The sequence below is a fragment of the Amycolatopsis sp. NPDC049252 genome (assembly GCF_043197175.1).
GTDB lineage: Bacteria > Actinomycetota > Actinomycetes > Mycobacteriales > Pseudonocardiaceae > Amycolatopsis.
The window spans coordinates 64,824-80,131 of record NZ_JBICSQ010000020.1 but is presented as its reverse complement, the minus strand read 5'-3'; the positions used below and the strand labels follow the sequence as shown (position 1 = coordinate 80,131).

Genomic DNA, 15,308 nt, shown 5'->3' with positions numbered 1-15,308 from the left:
CGCGCTCCGCCCCAACCCCGGCCTGGAGCCAAACCCGTGCCCGCGCCCCCCCCGCCCCGCGGCACCCGGCGCCCCCCGGGGTGAGTGGGAAACAGTGTTAGAACACTGTTTCCCACTCACGACCCCTGACGCCGCCGCACAACCGAATTCCCGTTCCCCATCCTGGGAGGCATTGTCATGCCCGTGAACCGGAGAAACGCCCTGCGCGGCGGCGCCCTGGCGGCCGCTTCCACCGTGTTCCTCACCCGTCCCGTGTTCGCTTCCGCCGCCACCCCGGTCGCGGCGGCGAGTGGCGTTCCCGCCGCGACCGGGCCGATCGTCGCGGCCTACCGGCAGCTGCAGAGCGGCATCAACCGGCCCTCGCCGGAACGCACCGCGGCGCTGGCCAACCTGGGCCGCGTCGCGAAGGCCTACAACGACACCATGTCCGTGGCCGGTGGTGGCGCTCCACTGTGGATGGACCTGCCGCTCGGCCCCGGCAGCGACTACACGACGTCGATGTACGCGCGGCTGCGCGCCATCGCCGTCGACTGGGGCACCCCGGGTGGCGCCCTGTCCGGTGACCCGGCCGTGCTGACCCGGATCAAGGCGGCGCTGGAGCTGATCTACGCCAGCCAGTACAACCCGGGTGTCGGCGAGATCGGCAACTGGTACACCTACGAAATCGGCGTCCCGTACTACGTGCTGCACACGCTTTCGGTGGTCGCCGACCAGCTGACCGCCGACGAGCTCGCGCGGTACGTCAGCCCGATCAAGCGGTTCGTCGGCAACCCGAACGTCCGCGCGAACAACACCGCGCTCGTCGAGACCGGCGCCAACCGCGCGGACAAGGGCTTGATCTCGATCGTCGCCGGCGCGCTGCTCGGCGACACGGCCTGGATCAAGACCGGCATCGACGCGCTGACCGACGTCGCGGGCGGGGGCGCGGCGAGCGTCGTCGCGCGGCTGGACCGCGCGGCCGGTGACGGCTTCCACGTCGACGGCTCGTTCATCCAGCACGACACCATCCCGTACCCCGGGCACTACGGCATCGTGCTGCTCACCGCGCTGGCCGGCGCCATCCACGTCACCCAGGGCACCGAGTACGCGCTCCCGCAGCCGCTGAAGGACAAGATCTACGCGCTGGTCGCGGACGCGTTCGCGCCGTTCGTCTACGCCGGCGCGCTGCTGGAGCCGGTGCGCGGGCGGATGCTGTCGCGGCAGGGGGAGACCGCGCACGACATCGGCCACCAGCTGACCGTCGCGACGCTGGTGCTGGCCCGGACGGCTTCGGGCAAGACCAAAACCGACCTGAACGCGCTGGCCGCGAAGTGGATCACCGAGGGCACGTACGCGCCGTTCCTCAAGATCCCGGACCCGGAGCGGTTCGCGCCCGGCCCGGACCTCGTGGCCACGCCGGGCATCGAGTTCGCGCAGGACATGCTGGCGGCCCACACCCGCCCGGCGCGGACGACGGCCACGCACCGGATCTTCGGCCAGCAGGACCGGATGGTGCACGTCACCGAGGACTGGACGTCGTCGCTCGGGGTCAGCTCCACGAGGATCTCCCGCTACGAGTCCATCAACGGCCAGAACCTCAAGGGCTACTACGTCGGCGACGGCGTGCTCTACACGTTCCTGCCCAACGCCAAGGGCCACTACACCGACGCCTACTGGCCGACGGTCGACCCGCTGCTGCTGCCGGGCACGACCGAGAACGACGGCCCGCCGGACCCGAAGTTCGGCGGCGTGCCGGTCGGCCCGAACCCGCACACCGGCGGCGTCCGCTGGGACGACAAGCACGGCGCCTACGCGTTCGACTTCAAGTCCTGGGACGGTTCGCTGGTCGCGAAGAAGTCGTGGTTCTTCACGCCGTCCGGGGTCGTCTGCCTGGGGGCCGGGATCACCAGCACGTCGGCGGCCGCGGTGCGCACGACGATCGAGAACCGCAACCTCGGCGAGGGCGGTAAGGGTGCGTTGACGGCAGACTTCCGGCGCGTCGCGACCGACCTCGGCAAGGCGTCCGCGCTGCGACCGAGGTGGCTGCACCTGGAGAACGTCAGCGGGTACGTCCTGCTCGACGACGCGTCCGTGACGGCGGTGCGGGAGGACCGCACCGGCGCGTGGCGCGACATCGACACCGGCGCCAACACCAAGGGCACGACGACACCGAACACCCGTCGGTACCAGAAACTGGTGCTGGAGCACGGGATCAAGCCCGTGAACGCGACGTACGCGTACGCGGTGCTGCCCGGCGCGTCGGTCCTCGGCACGGTCGGCGCGGCCGGGGTGTTTTCGGCGTGGCAGGTGCGGGCCAACACCGCGACGGTCCAGGCGGTCCAGGTCGGCGAAACCCTGCTGGCGAACTTCTTCGCGGCGGGTTCGGTCGGCGACGTGCGCGTGTCCGGTCCGGTGTCCGTGGCGATCGGGCGGTGCGGCTGGGGCCGGCAGCTCGCGGTGTCGGACCCGACCCAGACGCAGGACAGCGTGACGGTGACGGTGCGCGGGAAGTCCGTGGTGGTGCCGTTGAAGGGCAGCTTCGGCGCGACGAAGGTCGTCCCGCTGTAGTGGTCCTCCACGCCGGGCCGGTGCCCCGACCCGGCCCGGCGTGGTCCCCACCTCCGTTACGCTGGATTTCATGACCAGCGCGGAGCACGTGGACGTCCTGATCGTGGGCGCCGGCCTGTCCGGCGTCGGCGCGGCCTGCCGTCTCCAGGAACGGTTGCCGGGCAAGAGTTACGCCGTGCTCGAAGCGCGTGACACGATCGGGGGAACCTGGGACCTGTTCCGGTACCCGGGCATCCGGTCCGATTCGGACATGTTCACCCTCGGCTACCCGTTCCGGCCGTGGAAGGACGCGAAGGCGATCGCCGACGGCCCGTCGATCCTCACCTACGTCCGGGAGACCGCGGCCGCGTACGGCATCGAGCGGCACATCCGGTTCGGGCACCGGGTCGTCGGTGCGAGCTGGTCGTCCGCCGGCGCGCTTTGGACGGTCTCGACCGCGCACGGCGCCACGTTCACCTGCCGGTTCCTCTACCTGTGCAGCGGTTACTACGACTACGCGGGCGGGCACGTCGTCGACTTCCCCGGCCGCGAGGAGTTCGCGGGCGACATCGTGCACCCGCAGCAGTGGCCGGACGAGCTGGACTACGACGGCAAGCAGGTCGTCGTGATCGGCAGCGGCGCGACGGCGGTGACGCTCGTCCCGGCGATGGCCCCGCGCGCGGCTCGCGTGACGATGCTGCAGCGCTCGCCGTCCTACATCGTGGCGCGGCCGGGGCGGGACGCGCTCGCCGACCGGATCCGCGCGCTGCTGCCGGAGAACCTCGCGCACCGGGTGGTGCGCGGCAAGAACGTCGTCATGGGCACGTTCTTCTTCCAGCTGATGCGGCGGCTGCCGGACCGGGCGTCGCTGGCGCTGCGCAAGCGCGTGGCGGCGCAGCTGCCGGCGTCGATCCCGGTCGACCCGCACTTCGTGCCGGACTACCACCCGTGGGACCAGCGGTTGTGCCTGGTGCCGGACGCGGACCTGTTCCAGGCACTGCGCTCGGGCAAGGCCGACATCGTGACGGACCGGATTTCGCGCTTCACGCCCGGCGGCGTGCTTCTCGAGTCCGGCCGGGAGTTGCCCGCGGACGTCATCGTGACGGCGACCGGGCTGCGGCTGGTGGCGTTCGGCGGGATCACGCTGAGCGTCGACGGCCGCGAGATCGAGCCGGGCGAGCAGCGGGCGTACAAGGGCATGATGTTCGGCGGCATCCCGAACCTGGCGTGGTGCGTGGGCTACACGAACAACTCGTGGACGCTGCGCGCGGACCTGACGTCCCAGTACGTCTGCCGCCTGCTGGAGCACCTGGACCGCCGCGGGTTCGTGTCGTGCACCCCGGACCCGGCCGGCGCGTCGGGCGCGGGCCGTCCGCGCCCGATCGTCGACCTGGCGTCGGGGTACATCACCAGGGCCGCCGCGGTCCTGCCGAAGCAGGGCGAGCGACGGCCCTGGATGATGCGCCAGAACTACCTCCTGGACCTCGCGGACATGCGCTTCAACCGCCTCGAGGACGGCGTGATGCGCTTCGGCCGCGCGGAGTCCCCGGTGCCGGCGTCCCGCTGAGGCGGTCAGCCGAGCACTGCCGACGGATCGGAGCTCCGCAGCGCGTCGGCGACCGCGCGGGCGTTCTTGACGCCGGCCGCTTTCGAGTAGGTGTTCTTGGTGCCGCTCATCGCCCGGTTGAAGCCCGAGTGGTCGATGCAGCTCGACGCGCCGGGAGCCGTCCTCCTCGTAGACGTAGATCTGCACCGCCCAGCTGCCGATGTTCTTGTCGTGCGAGGCGGCAGCGCTGAAAGCCCGCTGGTAGGTCAGGCCCGCGAACGGAAGACGCGTCGTCTTCGGCAAGATCGATCCGGGCGAGGACCCTTGAGACCGGCCGCGGTGGCAGGTGTCGCCCGCCGGCGGGGGGTTGGTACGGAATCGCCCCGACAGCGGCCCAACCGTGACCGGGCGGGAAACGGTCCGGGCCCCGGAACCGTGCGGTTCCGGGGCCCGGCCCACGCGTTGTGCTGCCCCTGGGGTCAGCCCTGGCGGCCCTTGGAGCGCGGGTTGTCCTTGTTGATCACGAACACGCGCGTCCCACGGCGGATGACCTGGGCGCCCGGCTGGCGGGCGAGCGAACGAAGCGAACTGCGGACCTTCATGGCGAGCCGTCCCTTCCTGGTCGGCGGTGCGGGCCCCGAAAACGTCCCACAGTGGCTTCAACAGCGGCCGGGGTGGGTTTAATCCCGCAACTCAGCTGCTCTCGCGGGCGGCCCAGGCCTGCAGGTCGTCACCGCGGACGGCGGCCGCCATCAGCTCCGGGAACTGATCCGGGGTGCACGCGAACGCCGGGACGCCCAGCTCCGCCAGCGCCGCCGCGTTCTCGTGGTCGTACGACGGCGCGCCCGAGTCGGACAGCGCCAGCAGGGTCACCACCTGGACGCCCGAGCCTACCAGCTCGGCGATCCGCTGCAGCAGTTCGTCCTCGTCGCCGCCTTCGTAGAGGTCGCTGATCAGCACCAGCAGCGTCTGCTCGGGGCGCCCGACCAGGCCCTGGCAGTAGGCGATCGCGCGGTTGATGTCGGTGCCGCCGCCCAGCTGGGTGCCGAACAGCACGTCGACCGGGTCGGCGAGGTGCTCGGTGAGGTCCGCGACCTCGGTGTCGAACGCGACGAACGACGTCTTCAGCGCCCGCATCGACGCCAGCACCGCGCCGAACAGCCCGGAGTACACCACCGACTCCGCCATCGAGCCCGACTGGTCGACGGCCAGGATGACGTCGCGCTGCACCGCCTGCTGCCGCCGCCCGAAGCCGATCAGCTTCTCCGGGACGATCGTGCGCAGCTCGGGGGAGTAGTGCTTGAGGTTGGCGTGGATCGTGCGGGCCCAGTTGATGTCGCCCGGACGCGGGCGGTGCGTGCGCGACGCCTTGTCGAGCGCGCCCTTGATCGCCGCGCGCGTGCGGTCGGCGAGCCGCTCCTCCAGCTCTTCGACGACCTTGCGGACGACCTCGCGCGCGGTCTCCTTGGTCTCTTCGGGCAGCACGCTGTTGAGCGAGAGCAGGGTGCCGACCAGGTGGACGTCTGGCTCGACCGCCGAGAGCAGCTCCTTCTCCAGCAGCATCCGGGTCAGCCCGAGCCGGTCGACCGCGTCGCGCTGCATCACCTGCACGACGGTGCTGGGGAAGTAGCGCCGGACGTCGCCGAGCCAGCGCGCGACCCGCGGCGCCGACGCGCCCAGGTTCGCACTCCGCGGCCCGCCGGCGGACTCCTCGTCCGGCTTGTCGTAGAGGGCCGCCAGCGCCTTGTCCACGCCACTGTCCTCTTCGGACAGCTGGGCGGCCTCCAGTCCCGAGCCCGGCCCGCCGCCTTCGCCGCCCAGCACCAGCCGCCAGCGGCGCAACCGATCCGTGTCCACGCTCATACCCCGGCCCCCAGCAGTGTCGCCATGACGGGCAGCACGCGCTCGGCCCGTTCCTCGTCCAGTTCGTCGGCCGTCGGCACGACGACCCGCGCGGCGCCGGTCAGCCCGGCCGCCCGCTGCCCGATCGCCCGCTTCTCGGGCCCGCTGAATGCCCCGAAAGTGCGCCGCAGCAACGGAAGCACCTCGGTGAAGACGTCGGCGGGGATCGCCGCGAGCCAGGCGTCGATCACCTGCAGCAGGGCCTCGTCGTGCACCAGGAGCAGGGCCCCGCCGTCGAAGAAGCCTTCGACGTACGCCGCGCCCGCCGACGGCGTGACGCCCGGCGTGAGCGCCCGGCCGAGCCGCAGTTCGATGTCGAGCGAGCCGAGCAGCCCGGCGTCGTGCAGGATCCGGGTCAGCCGCCCGGCCAGCAGCGGCGGCAGCGACGGGCGTTCGGCCAGCCGCGCGAGCGCGGCCAGCCAGCGTGCCTTCGCGTCCTCGCCCAGCAGCGCGGTGGCGTCGTGGACGCCGTCGACCAGCTTGCAGAACCGGGTCGCGGCGTCGTCGTCGATGCCGTGGGTCGCCGGCGGCAGCCCGGCGCAGACCCGGTCCAGCATGCGGAGGGCGACCGCGCGCAGGGAACCGGTGTCGGTGCCGCGGACGTCCCCGTAGCGGGTCGCCCGGGCCAGCGCGGGCAGCGCGGACATCAGCCGCGCGACGTCCGAGTCGGCCGCGGCCCGCGCGTCGAGCGCCGCGAGCGCGTCGGGCAGCGCGTCGGCCAGGTCCGCGAGCAGGCAGTTCTCGACGGCGGTGGTGACCTCGTCGAGCGGCGGGGTGCCTTCGACCGTGCCGCGGACCGCGGAGGTGGCCGCCGACGGCACGGTCGTGCCGTGCACCGCGGCCGCGACGAGGTCGACCTCGAACGACGGCTCCCAGCACAGCGCCCAGGTCTCCCGGAACGTTCCCCGGTTCCGCCGCGCCGACGCCTCCCGCGTGCCCCATTCGATGCCGAGGATCCGCAGCCGGTGCAGCAGCTTCGAGCGGTCGAGCCCGCCTGGGGTCCGCAGGTCGAGGTCGAGCTCCTTGACGACCGGGTCCTTCTTGAGCCGCAGGCGTTTCGCGGTCGCGGTCAGGTCCGCGGCCAGCGGTGGCTGCGGGACGCGGTCGGGCACCTCGCCGAGCCGTTCGCCGACGACGAGCCGCCGGGTGACCAGCGCGACCTGCACGTCGTCCCCGCCGCACAGCACCGACCGGGTGGCTTCGGTGACCTCCGCCAGCCCGGCCGACGACCGGCCGCGCAGCGCGGCCAGCGCCTCGGCCAGCCGGACCGCCTCGATGACGTGCGCGGTCGAGACCGGCAGGTCCTCTTCGCGCAGCACCGCCGCGACACCGGCCAGCCAGCGCGTGGTGACGTCGGAGGCCGTGGTGAACAGGTGGTGGTACCAGCCCGGCGAGAGCACGCCCGCGCCGTAGCCGCTGGCCGCGGCGAGGCGTCCGTGCGTCCACGGCACCCAGGTGCACGCGACCTTTCGCTTCGGAAGTCCTTTGAGGACGGTCTGGTCGTGCGACGCGGGCGGCAGCGGGTCGGCCAGCGCGGGCACGTGCCAGGCGCCGCACACGACGGCGATGTTCTCGAAGCCGTCCTTGCGGGTCTTGCGCAGCACCGAGCGCATGTAGGCCTCACGGCGTGCTTCGTTGCCCTGCGGCGGTTTCTCGCCTTCGCGCAGCGCGGTCATCGCCTCGGCGATCACCTCGAACGGCGAGGCGTCGTCCCGACGCGACTCGACGACGTCGTCCCACCAGCGTTCCGGGTCGTCGTAGCCGCCCGCGGCGGCCAGCGAGGCGAGCGGGTCGCCGGGCGGCCCGGCGTGCTCGTCCGGCCCGGCGGCGAAGGTGTTCGCGGCGGGCAGGTCGCAGAACCGCACCGGGACACCGGCTTCCCGCGCGTACGCGAGCGCCTGCCACTCGGGGCTGAAGACGGCGAACGGCCAGAACGCGGCCCGCGAGACGTCGTCGGTCGCGTACGCCAGCAGCGCCACCGGGGGCGCCATCGCCGGGTCTTCGGTCAGCTCGACGAGCGCGTCGGCTTCCGGCGGCCCCTCGATCAGCACGACGTCCGGTTGGAGTTCCGCCAGCCGCGCCGCCACGGCCCGGGCCGAGCCCGGACCGTGGTGGCGGATGCCGAGCAGGTGGGTGGTGGTCACGAAATCTCCTGGCCGGCCCGGTAGAAGTCGGACCAGCCGTCGCGCTCGCGGACGACCGTCTCCAGGTACTCCAGCCAGATCGCGCGGTCGGCGACCGGGTCCTTGACCACCGCGCCGTGGATGCCGGCCGCGATGTCGTGCGGGCGCAGCACGCCGTCACCGAAGTGGGTCGCCAGGGCCAGGCCGCCGGTGAGCACGCTGATCGCCTCGGCGGTGGACAGCGTGCCGGACGGCGACTTCACCGCCGTGCGGCCGTCTTCGGTGCGGCCCGAGCGCAGCTCGCGGAACACGGTGACGACCCGGCGGATCTCGGCCAGCTCGGCGGCCTCGGCCGGCAGCTGCAGGGACGTGCCCAGCTCCAGGACCCGCCGGCTGACGATCTCGATCTCCGCCTCCGCGCTGTCGGGCAGCGGCAGCACCACGGTGTTGAACCGCCGCCGCAGCGCGCTGGACAGCTCGTTGACGCCCTTGTCGCGGTTGTTCGCCGTCGCGATCATGTTGAAGCCGGGCCGCGCCTGGACCTCGTCGCCCAGCTCCGGGATCGGGAGCGTCTTCTCGGACAGGATGGTGATCAGCGTGTCCTGGACGTCCGCCGGGATGCGCGTGAGCTCCTCGAGCCGGGCCAGCTTCCCGTCGCGCATCGCACGCAGCACCGGGCTTTCGACGAGCGCGGCCGGGCTCGGGCCCTCGGCGATCAGCCGGGCGTAGTTCCAGCCGTAGCGGATCGACTCCTCGGACGTGCCCGCGGTGCCCTGCACCAGCAGCGTCGAGTCGCCGCTGATCGCGGCGGTCAGGTGCTCGGACACCCACGTCTTCGCCGTGCCCGGCACGCCGAGCAGCAGCAGCGCGCGGTCGGTCGCCAGGGTGGCGACGGCGACCTCGATCAGCCGCCGCGGGCCGACGTACTTCGGCGTGATGACGGTGCCGTCCGGCAGGGTGCCGCCGAGCAGGTATTCGACGACCGCCCAGGGGGAGAGGTTCCAGTTGGGCGGCTTGGCCCGCTCGTCGGCGGCGGCCAGCGCGGCCAGTTCGGCGGCGTGCTCCTGTTCGGCGTGCGGCCGGAGGACGGTGGCGGGGGCGGTCATGCGAGCTCCTCGTACATTTCGCGGCGGAAGTTCAACGTTTCGGTGAGCGCCCGGCGCCACGGCCCGGCGTCCATGGTCAGCCGGGTGGTGGCCAGCGGGTGGCGCAGGCAGCCGGCCGGGACCGCGCGGGCGATCACGACGGCGGCGTGCGAGACCAGGCGGTGGTCGTCCTGGCGGGCGATCCAGTCGAGCAGCGCGGTGCCGAGCTCGGTGGTCCACGGCCGGGGCAGCTCGTGCACCAGCCGGGCGAACGACTCGGTGGGCAGCCGCCCGACCAGGTGCCCGATGGTGGCGGCCTGGCCGGCCGCGCCCAGCACGCCGAGCAGCGGCGGGGTGGTGCGCCCGCCGGGGTCGGCGCCGATCAGCGCCTGCGCCCAGGTTTCGTCGCGCTGGCGCAGGGCCGCGGCGGCCCAGGCGTCCCGCAGGACGCCCGGCGGGCAGCCCTCGACGGTCATCCGCACCACCTCGGCGGGCGGCCCGAACTCCGTCCAGAAGGACAGCGGCGCGGCCGAGACCAGCGTCCGCAGCCGGACGGTGCCCTCGTCCTTGCCGCGTTCGGTCTGGGGCAGGGCGACGTCGAGGACCCGGCCGCGGCGCCGGACGAGCGGCCGCAGCCGCTCGGCCATCCGGTGCCCGTGGCGGGTGTCCGGCAGACGGCCGAGCAGGTCGGCGGCCTTCTCCCGGACGGCGGCCGCGCGGTCGGTGAGGGCGGCTTCGAGGAAGTCCTCGTCGTCGTCCCGGACGTGCCCGGCGAGCACGCCGAGGAAGTCGGCACGGACGTCGGCCGGCTCGGTCTTCCACGACGTCGTCAGCGCTTCGCGGGCCGCGTCGGCGTCGTCGGTCAGGCGGGCGGCCAGCCAGCGGCGGCGCTGGGCGAGGCTGCCGTACTGCCAGACGTCGCCGGATTCCTCGGCGGGCGCGGCCAGGAAGGCCCAGTCGGTGTTCCGCTGCCCGAGCCACGCCCCGACGGGCCCGGCGACCGCGACGAGCGGCCCGCGCAGGGCCGCCTTGGAGCGGGCGGCTTCGGCCAGCAGCGGCAGGAACTCCGGCGGGACGCGGTAGTGCGTGCCGGCGAGGATGCCGAGCCACTCCTGAAGCAGGTCCGGGTGGCTCGCGGCGAGCAGCCGGGCCAGCCGTTCCCGCGCCAGAGCGGGCACGAAGGGCCGCTCGTCGGGCGCGGCGACGGGCAGCGGCTTGACGTCGGCGAGCGCCCGCCGCCCGGCCCGCTTGTAGGTGGTGAGCACCGCGGCGGCGGCCAGCAGCTGTTCGGCGGGCTCGCTGCGTTCGCCGGCGAGCTCCTGCACGGCGGCGGGCTGCCCGCCGAGATCGAGCGGCCGGCGGCGGGTGCCGAGGAGCGCGGTGCCGACGAGGTCTTCCCAGGCTTTCATGAGCGCACCTCCTTGGTCTGCCGGTGGTCGGTCGGTGGGTCGGCGAGCGATCCCGGCCCGTGTGCGTACGGGGTCAATACGCGTGTCCGGACGGCCGGCTCGCGTGTTTCGGGTCTCGGTTCGCGCGTTTGTGGAGTCGACTCGCGTGTGCGGAGGATCGACTCGCGCGACGGGGGAGCCGACTCGTGCGCCAGGAAAGACAACCCGCGTACCGGGACGGCCGGTTCGCGTGCCTGGGTGGACGACTCGCGTACTTGGATGGACGACACGTGTGCCTGGGTGGACGACTCGCGTGCCTGGATGGACGACACGCGTGCCTGGATGGACGACTCGCGTATCTGGATGGACGACTCGCGTGTTTGGGTGGGCGACACGGGGTTCGGGGTCACAGGCGGACCGCCCGGTTCTCGTGCCAGCACGTCAGCGGGCGCAGGCCTGCCGGGCTCCACTCGGCTGCCACCGTCAGCGGGCCGCCGGCCGAGAGGGCCAGCAGGGACCACGGGAACGCGTACGGGACCAGGGGTAACGCTGTTCCGTCCTTTTCGGACAGACACCAGCCGTCGCCGTGTGCGGCGGGGGTCACCTCCGAGAGCAGGACCGGCCAGCGCTCCAGCCACGGGTCCGCCGCCATCGCCCTGGCGTACGCCGCCAGGGCCTCCTCGATCGAACCGCCCGCGGCCGTCGGGGCCGGGAGCGGGATGCCCCGCTCCGCCACGAGGGCCCGCAAGGGCGCGGCGCCCGGGTAGAACGCCAGCTCCGCGGTCAGCAGGTGCCCGGGCGGCAGCGACGCGTCGAGCGGCCGGCCCGGTGGCGCGAACGAAAGCACCAGCGCGTCCCGCCCCGTGCGGCGGCCGCGCAGCCACGTGCGCCGGGTCAGCAGCCGGTCGTTCTCCTCGTCGGCCGCGCCGGTGATCAGCCAGTCGTCCGAGACGCGCTCGCCGCTCTCCACGACCCGGGCCGTCTCCACCGAGAACCCGAGCCGCGTCCGCACGGTCTCCGCCAGCCCCGGCGGCAGCTCGCTCAGCCGGCCCGCCGCGTCCGCGAGCAGGAACAACAGCGACAGCTCGGCGAGCAGCGCGTCCGGCCAGTCGCGGCGGCCGACGATCCCGGCCGCCCGCCGCAGCCCGCCCGCCAGGCCCGAAGCCTGCGCGTCGACCATCCGGGCGGCGACCGTGCGCAGCTCCTCGGACCCGCTGCGGTCGAAGCCCGCGAACCCCGCGCCGACCCGGTCGGTCAGCCACACCTTCAGCTCCGCGACGCCGCCTTCGACGCGCGCCGCGCGGCCCTCCGCGCGTTTGGCCGCGGCCTCTTCGTCCTTGGGGCCCGCGGCTTCCGCGCGCTTCTCCGCCTTCCGCGCCCGGTCCGCGCGTTCGGCGAGCCAGGTGTGCACCCACTCCGGCGGGTCCGCGGCGTCGACCCGGCCGGCCGCCCACATCAGCAGCAGGCCGAGCGCGTGCTTGCACGGGAACTTGCGGCTGGGGCAGGAACACCGGAACGCGGGCTCGGCCAGCTCGACGCACGTCTGGTACGGCTTCTTGCCGCTGCCTTGGCAAAAGCCCCAGATCGCTTCGCTCGACACGCCCGCGCCGGACCACTTCGCCGGTGTCGCGAGCGCCCGGCCCGCCTTCTCCGAAGCGGGATCCGGCGCGAGCCCGGCCACGCGTTCCGCGGTCCACGGCACCGCCGTCACCACCTGTCCCCCCACTGGTTTCCTTTGCCGTCCGGTCGGTTCTCCCCGGGCGGTGGCCCGGGGTGGCTTACCCGACGAAGCATGCCAGTACCCACCGACATTTTCCGTGAGCGCAGGTCAGCCCCGCGATCTATGCTGGGCCGCCCCGGAGGTGAGCGTGGACGCGAGGCAGCTCGAGTACTTCCTCGCCGTGGTCGACCACGGCGGGATGAGCCGGGCCGCCCAGGCGCTCTACGTCGCGCAGCCGTCGCTCTCGCAGGCCGTCCGCGTCCTCGAGCGGGACCTCGGCACGAGTCTGTTCGACCGCGTCGGACGCCGGCTCGTGCTGACCCAGGCCGGGCACGCGCTCGTGGAACCGGCGCGGCAGATCGTGCGCGGGCTCGGCGCCGCGCGGGCGGCCGTCGACTCGGTGGCCGGGCTCGAAGCGGGGCGGGTCGAGATCGCCGCCATGCCGTCACAGGCGGTCGAGCCGCTCAGCGGGATGATCCGCCGGTTCACGGAGCGCCACCCCGGGCTGAGGGTGGCCGTGCGCTCGGCGTTCACCCCGGACGAGGTCCTCGGCATGGTCCGCGGCGGGGTCACCGAACTCGGCCTGGCCGCCGGTCCGGAGCCCCTGAACGCGCCGGGACTGGACGTCGTCCCGTGCGGCCGGCAACGGTTCGTGCTGGTCACCGGCCCGGACGTGCCCTTCCCGGACGACGAGCCGGTGCCGCGCGAGCTGCTCGCCGGCCGTCGCCTGATCGTCGGCCAGCCGGGCACCGGCATGCGGCGGCTGGCCGACGACATCCGGGCGAGCGGCGTCGACGTCGTGCCGGTGGTGGAGACCGAGCACCGTGAGGCCATCCTGCCGCTGGTGCTGGGCGGGGTCGGGATGGCGGTGCTGGCCGACTCGTGGACGTCGCTCGCGCGGCGGGCCGGGGCGCGGGTGTTCGCCCTGGATCCGCCCGCCCACCTGCACGTCGCGCTGGTCGGCCGGACGGTGCTCACACCGACGGCGGCGGCCTTCGTGGCCACGATCGATAGGGAGGGCCTATCAGCCGGGCCGTGATCCGGTCTTGGACGCGGTCCGCGGCCGCCTGCTGACATCGAAGGCATGACCACCCACCGCATCGCCCTCGTCCCCGGTGACGGCATCGGCCGCGAAGTGACCCCGGCGGCCTGCGCCGTGCTCGACGCGGCCGGCGCGCGGCACGGCGTGAGCTTCCGCTACGACGAGTTCGGCTGGTCCTGCGAGCGCTACCTCGCCGAAGGCGCGATGATGCCCGCCGACGGCCTCGACCGGGTCCGCCACCACGACGCGCTCTTCCTCGGCGCCGTCGGCGCGCCCGGCGTCCCCGACCACGTTTCCCTGTGGGGCCTGCTCATCCCGCTGCGCCGCGGCTTCCGCCAGTACGTCAACCTCCGCCCGATCCGGGTGTTCGAGGGCCTCGACAGCCCGGTCCGCGATGCCCGTGACGTCGACTTCGTCGTGGTCCGGGAGAACGTCGAGGGCGAGTACAGCGAGATCGGCGGCCGCCTCAACCGCGGCCTGCCCGACGAGCTCGCCGTGCAGGAGGCCGTGTTCACCCGCGCCGGTGTCACGCGGGTCGTCGACTTCGCGCTCGATCTCGCCCAGCGCCGTCGCGGGAGGCTGACGTCGGCGACGAAGTCCAACGGCATCGTGCACACCATGCCGTTCTGGGACGAGATCGTCGCCGAACGCGCGGCCACCCGGCCCGAGGTCGCCGTCGAGTCCGAGCACGTCGACGCCCTCGCCGCGAAGTTCGTGCTCGACCCGGGCCGCTACGACGTCGTCGTCGCGTCCAACCTCTTCGGTGACATCCTCAGCGACCTCGCGGCCGCCGTCGCGGGCGGGATCGGCCTCGCCCCGGCCGCCAACCTCAACCCCGAGCGCGACTTCCCGTCGATGTTCGAGCCGGTGCACGGTTCGGCGCCGGACATCGCCGGGCGCGGGATCGCGAACCCGATCGGCGCGATCTGGACCGCCGCGCTGCTGCTCGCGCACCTCGGCCACGCCGAAGCCGCCGCCGACGTCGAAGGTGCGCTCGCCGCGGTGCTGGCGAAGACTTGGCTGCGCACGCCCGACCTGGGCGGCACCGCGACGACGGTGGGCTTCACCCGCGCGGTGCTCGACGAGCTGGGAGGAGCCCGATGAGCGTCCCGCTGCCGTTCCGGTACCGCACGGTCGACGCCGGTGTCCCGATCCGCTGCGCCGTCGGCGGCGAGGGTCCGCCCGTGCTGCTCCTGCACGGCTATCCGCAGACGCACGTGATCTGGCACGCCGTCGCGCCGCTGCTCGCGGAGCGCTTCACGGTCGTGGCGGCCGATCTGCGCGGCTACGGCGACAGCGGCAAACCCGCTCCTGCCAACGGAGACGCGAGTACGCGAAGCGAGCCATGGCCGAGGACCAGGTCGCCGTGATGGCCGCACTCGGCTTCGACCGCTTCGCCGTCGCCGGGCACGACCGCGGTGGCCGCGTCGCGCACCGGATGGCGCTCGACCGGCCGGACGCGGTGCGCGCGCTCGCCGTGCTCGACATCGTGCCGACACGCCACGCCTTCGCGCACGCCGACCGGGACTTCGCGACCGGCTACTGGCACTGGTTCTTCCTCACCGCGGGGCACGGCATCCCGGAGCGGATGATCGGCGCCGACCCGGAGTTCTGGATCCGGGCCCGGATGACGTCCCGGCACGCGGGCGGCACGCCGTTCGACCCGGCCGCGATGGCCGAGTACGTGCGGTGCTTCGACGCAGCCTCGATCGCCGCGTCCTGCGCGGACTACCGCGCCGCCGCGACGATCGACCTCGAGCACGACGAGGCCGACGCGGGCCGCCGCCTCCAGGTCCCCGTCCGGGCGCTCTGGGGCGAACGCAGCTTCGTCGGCCGGAACTACGACGTCCTCGAAGTCTGGCGCGGGTACGCCGCCGACGTCACCGGCCGGGCCCTGCCGTCCGACCACTACCTGCCCGAGGAGGCCCCGGCCGAGGTCGCGGCGGAGCTGACCCGGTTCTTCGGTTGACGACACG

Annotated in this window: 10 protein-coding genes and 1 pseudogene; 5 read left to right on the top strand and 6 right to left on the bottom strand. The window is 73.5% G+C overall.

Annotated features, from left to right (window positions below; genetic code table 11):
• The first annotated feature begins 177 nt into the window (after positions 1-177).
• Positions 178-2,547: a polysaccharide lyase 8 family protein gene (locus tag ACGFMK_RS22720; RefSeq protein WP_392766420.1), complete on the top strand. Its 2,370-nt coding sequence runs from the start codon at positions 178-180 to the stop codon at positions 2,545-2,547.
• Positions 2,548-2,617: 70 nt separating this feature from the next.
• Entirely contained in the window at positions 2,618-4,093 is a 1,476-nt protein-coding gene (locus tag ACGFMK_RS22715) for a flavin-containing monooxygenase (RefSeq protein WP_392766418.1), read from the top strand.
• Positions 4,094-4,551: 458 nt separating this feature from the next.
• On the opposite strand, the gene ACGFMK_RS22710 is transcribed toward ACGFMK_RS22715, so the two are convergent.
• The 6 genes from ACGFMK_RS22710 to ACGFMK_RS22685 form a co-directional block, all read right to left on the bottom strand.
• Positions 4,552-4,674, bottom strand: coding sequence for a ribosomal protein bL36 (locus ACGFMK_RS22710; protein WP_323325885.1), 123 nt, complete (start codon positions 4,672-4,674; stop codon positions 4,552-4,554).
• A gap of 91 nt (positions 4,675-4,765) precedes the next feature.
• Entirely contained in the window at positions 4,766-5,935 is a 1,170-nt protein-coding gene (locus ACGFMK_RS22705; protein WP_392766415.1) for a VWA domain-containing protein, read from the bottom strand.
• A complete protein-coding gene (locus ACGFMK_RS22700; RefSeq protein WP_392766412.1) occupies positions 5,932-8,118 on the bottom strand; it encodes a DUF5682 family protein in 2,187 nt (728 codons plus the stop codon). Before ACGFMK_RS22700 ends, ACGFMK_RS22705 begins: the two co-directional genes overlap by 4 nt.
• Positions 8,115-9,203, bottom strand: coding sequence for an AAA family ATPase (locus ACGFMK_RS22695; RefSeq protein ID WP_392766409.1), 1,089 nt, complete (start codon positions 9,201-9,203; stop codon positions 8,115-8,117). Before ACGFMK_RS22695 ends, ACGFMK_RS22700 begins: the two co-directional genes overlap by 4 nt.
• Positions 9,200-10,591 carry a DUF5691 domain-containing protein gene (locus ACGFMK_RS22690; RefSeq protein WP_392766406.1) on the bottom strand — a complete coding sequence of 464 codons (1,392 nt, stop codon included), beginning with the start codon at positions 10,589-10,591 and terminating at the stop codon, positions 9,200-9,202. Before ACGFMK_RS22690 ends, ACGFMK_RS22695 begins: the two co-directional genes overlap by 4 nt.
• A gap of 385 nt (positions 10,592-10,976) precedes the next feature.
• Positions 10,977-12,296 carry an SWIM zinc finger family protein gene (locus ACGFMK_RS22685; RefSeq protein ID WP_392766403.1) on the bottom strand — a complete coding sequence of 440 codons (1,320 nt, stop codon included), beginning with the start codon at positions 12,294-12,296 and terminating at the stop codon, positions 10,977-10,979.
• A 142-nt stretch (positions 12,297-12,438) separates the two neighbouring features.
• Here ACGFMK_RS22685 and ACGFMK_RS22680 point away from each other — a divergent pair, with 142 nt between their 5' ends.
• The 3 genes and pseudogenes from ACGFMK_RS22680 (at position 12,439) to ACGFMK_RS22670 (ending at position 15,301) form a co-directional block, all read left to right on the top strand.
• Positions 12,439-13,329: a LysR family transcriptional regulator gene (locus ACGFMK_RS22680; protein ID WP_392766400.1), complete on the top strand. Its 891-nt coding sequence runs from the start codon at positions 12,439-12,441 to the stop codon at positions 13,327-13,329.
• Between the two features lie 45 nt (positions 13,330-13,374).
• Positions 13,375-14,436: a tartrate dehydrogenase gene (locus ACGFMK_RS22675; RefSeq protein ID WP_392766397.1), complete on the top strand. Its 1,062-nt coding sequence runs from the start codon at positions 13,375-13,377 to the stop codon at positions 14,434-14,436.
• Positions 14,433-15,301: pseudogene (locus ACGFMK_RS22670) on the top strand (alpha/beta hydrolase). Before ACGFMK_RS22675 ends, ACGFMK_RS22670 begins: the two are co-directional and overlap by 4 nt.
• Positions 15,302-15,308 lie beyond the last annotated feature (7 nt).

What these genes read in the sequence shown, in the direction of transcription:
- ACGFMK_RS22720 (WP_392766420.1), top strand. Translation starts at nt 178, where the DNA reads ATGCCCGTGAACCGGAGAAACGCCCTGCGCGGCGGCGCCCTGGCGGCC.
- ACGFMK_RS22715 (WP_392766418.1), top strand. Translation starts at nt 2,618, where the DNA reads ATGACCAGCGCGGAGCACGTGGACGTCCTGATCGTGGGCGCCGGCCTG.
- ACGFMK_RS22710 (WP_323325885.1), bottom strand. Translation starts at nt 4,674, where the DNA reads ATGAAGGTCCGCAGTTCGCTTCGTTCGCTCGCCCGCCAGCCGGGCGCC.
- ACGFMK_RS22705 (WP_392766415.1), bottom strand. Translation starts at nt 5,935, where the DNA reads ATGAGCGTGGACACGGATCGGTTGCGCCGCTGGCGGCTGGTGCTGGGC.
- ACGFMK_RS22695 (WP_392766409.1), bottom strand. Translation starts at nt 9,203, where the DNA reads ATGACCGCCCCCGCCACCGTCCTCCGGCCGCACGCCGAACAGGAGCAC.
- ACGFMK_RS22690 (WP_392766406.1), bottom strand. Translation starts at nt 10,591, where the DNA reads ATGAAAGCCTGGGAAGACCTCGTCGGCACCGCGCTCCTCGGCACCCGC.
- ACGFMK_RS22675 (WP_392766397.1), top strand. Translation starts at nt 13,375, where the DNA reads ATGACCACCCACCGCATCGCCCTCGTCCCCGGTGACGGCATCGGCCGC.